The sequence below is a fragment of the Streptomyces sp. NPDC057136 genome, assembly GCF_042670885.1.
Lineage (GTDB): Bacteria > Actinomycetota > Actinomycetes > Streptomycetales > Streptomycetaceae > Streptomyces.
This window is the reverse complement of sequence record NZ_JBHUUV010000087.1, coordinates 2,044-5,351: the sequence shown is the minus strand read 5'-3', so window position 1 is coordinate 5,351 and position 3,308 is coordinate 2,044. Positions and strand designations below refer to the sequence as shown.

The following is a 3,308-nucleotide window of genomic DNA, read 5'->3' as shown; positions in this document are numbered from 1 at the left end:
AACACAGTGGACGCGAGCAACTGAGGACAAGCCCTCGGCCTATTAGTACCAGTCAGCTCCACCCGTTACCGGGCTTCCACATCTGGCCTATCAACCCAGTCGTCTACTGGGAGCCTTAACCCCTCAAAGGGGGTGGGAATACTCATCTCGAAGCAGGCTTCCCGCTTAGATGCTTTCAGCGGTTATCCTTTCCGAACGTAGCCAACCAGCCATGCCCTTGGCAGGACAACTGGCACACCAGAGGTTCGTCCGTCCCGGTCCTCTCGTACTAGGGACAGCCCTTCTCAATATTCCTACGCGCACAGCGGATAGGGACCGAACTGTCTCACGACGTTCTAAACCCAGCTCGCGTACCGCTTTAATGGGCGAACAGCCCAACCCTTGGGACCGACTCCAGCCCCAGGATGCGACGAGCCGACATCGAGGTGCCAAACCATCCCGTCGATATGGACTCTTGGGGAAGATCAGCCTGTTATCCCCGGGGTACCTTTTATCCGTTGAGCGACAGCGCTTCCACAAGCCACTGCCGGATCACTAGTCCCGACTTTCGTCCCTGCTCGACCCGTCGGTCTCACAGTCAAGCTCCCTTGTGCACTTACACTCAACACCTGATTGCCAACCAGGCTGAGGGAACCTTTGGGCGCCTCCGTTACTCTTTAGGAGGCAACCGCCCCAGTTAAACTACCCATCAGACACTGTCCCTGATCCGGATCACGGACCCAGGTTAGACATCCAGCACGACCAGAGTGGTATTTCAACGACGACTCCACAACCACTGGCGTGGCCGCTTCAAAGTCTCCCACCTATCCTACACAAGCCGAACCGAACACCAATATCAAACTATAGTAAAGGTCCCGGGGTCTTTCCGTCCTGCTGCGCGAAACGAGCATCTTTACTCGTAGTGCAATTTCACCGGGCCTATGGTTGAGACAGTCGAGAAGTCGTTACGCCATTCGTGCAGGTCGGAACTTACCCGACAAGGAATTTCGCTACCTTAGGATGGTTATAGTTACCACCGCCGTTTACTGGCGCTTAAGTTCTCAGCTTCGCACACCCGAAAGTGCACTAACCGGTCCCCTTAACGTTCCAGCACCGGGCAGGCGTCAGTCCGTATACATCGCCTTACGGCTTCGCACGGACCTGTGTTTTTAGTAAACAGTCGCTTCTCGCTGGTCTCTGCGGCCACCCCCAGCTCACCGAGTAAATCGGATCACCAGTGATGGCCCCCCTTCTCCCGAAGTTACGGGGGCATTTTGCCGAGTTCCTTAACCATAGTTCACCCGAACGCCTCGGTATTCTCTACCTGACCACCTGAGTCGGTTTAGGGTACGGGCCGCCATGAAACTCGCTAGAGGCTTTTCTTGACAGCATAGGATCATCCACTTCACCACAATCGGCTCGGCATCAGGTCTCAGCCTTAATGTGTGACGGATTTGCCTATCACACGGCCTACACCCTTACCCCGGGAACTACCACCGCCCGGGTTGGACTACCTTCCTGCGTCACCCCATCGCTTACCTACTACAAGTCTGGTTCATCGGCTCCACCACTACCCTCAACTCCGAAGAGATCGGGCCGGCTTCACGGACTTAGCATCGCCTGATTCAGTACTGGGCGTTTCAAAGCGGGTACCGGAATATCAACCGGTTGTCCATCGACTACGCCTGTCGGCCTCGCCTTAGGTCCCGACTTACCCTGGGCAGATCAGCTTGACCCAGGAACCCTTAGTCAATCGGCGCACACGTTTCTCACGTGTGTATCGCTACTCATGCCTGCATTCTCACTCGTGAACCGTCCACAACTCGCTTCCGCGGCTGCTTCACCCGGCACACGACGCTCCCCTACCCATCCATACTCCCGTTGGGGATATGTGTATGAATGACACGACTTCGGCGGTACGCTTGAGCCCCGCTACATTGTCGGCGCGGAATCACTTGACCAGTGAGCTATTACGCACTCTTTCAAGGGTGGCTGCTTCTAAGCCAACCTCCTGGTTGTCTCTGCGACTCCACATCCTTTCCCACTTAGCGTACGCTTAGGGGCCTTAGTCGATGCTCTGGGCTGTTTCCCTCTCGACCATGGAGCTTATCCCCCACAGTCTCACTGCCGTGCTCTCACTTACCGGCATTCGGAGTTTGGCTAAGGTCAGTAACCCGGTAGGGCCCATCGCCTATCCAGTGCTCTACCTCCGGCAAGAAACACACGACGCTGCACCTAAATGCATTTCGGGGAGAACCAGCTATCACGGAGTTTGATTGGCCTTTCACCCCTAACCACAGGTCATCCCCCAGGTTTTCAACCCTGGTGGGTTCGGTCCTCCACGAAGTCTTACCTCCGCTTCAACCTGCCCATGGCTAGATCACTCCGCTTCGGGTCTAGAGCGTGCAACTAAATCGCCCTATTCGGACTCGCTTTCGCTACGGCTTCCCCACACGGGTTAACCTCGCTACACACCGCTAACTCGCAGGCTCATTCTTCAAAAGGCACGCAGTCACGACTGCTGTTCCGAAGAACAACAGCGACGCTCCCACGGCTTGTAGGCACACGGTTTCAGGTACTATTTCACTCCGCTCCCGCGGTACTTTTCACCATTCCCTCACGGTACTATCCGCTATCGGTCACCAGGGAATATTTAGGCTTAGCGGGTGGTCCCGCCAGATTCACACGGGATTTCTCGGGCCCCGTGCTACTTGGGTGTCTCTTAAACGAGCCGTTGATGTTTCAGCTACGGGGGTCTTACCCTCTACGCCGGACCTTTCGCATGTCCTTCGCCTACACCAACGGTTTCTGACTCGTCTCACAGTCGGCAGACCATGAAAAAGAGATCCCACAACCCCGCATGCGCAACCCCTGCCGGGTATCACACGCATACGGTTTGGCCTCATCCAGTTTCGCTCGCCACTACTCCCGGAATCACGGTTGTTTTCTCTTCCTGCGGGTACTGAGATGTTTCACTTCCCCGCGTTCCCTCCACACTGCCTATGTGTTCAGCAGTGGGTGACAGCCCATGACGACTGCCGGGTTTCCCCATTCGGAAACCCCCGGATCAAAGCTTGGTTGACAGCTCCCCGGGGACTATCGTGGCCTCCCACGTCCTTCATCGGTTCCTGGTGCCAAGGCATCCACCGTGCGCCCTTAAAAACTTGGCCACAGATGCTCGCGTCCACTGTGCAGTTCTCAAACAACGACCAGCCACCCATCACCCCGTCCTAACAGACGAGTTCACTGGGGCCGGCAACCGAAGATCCAGACTAAAAAGCCCGTACCTTCAGATACCCAACAGCGTGCCCGACCCGACCGATCACCTA

General features: G+C 56.2%; 1 rRNA gene. It reads right to left on the bottom strand.

Annotated elements, in window-relative coordinates:
• Nucleotides 1-22: 22 nt before the first annotated feature.
• A 23S ribosomal RNA gene (locus tag ACFT7S_RS38495) occupies nt 23-3,149 on the bottom strand.
• Nucleotides 3,150-3,308: the final 159 nt, after the last annotated feature.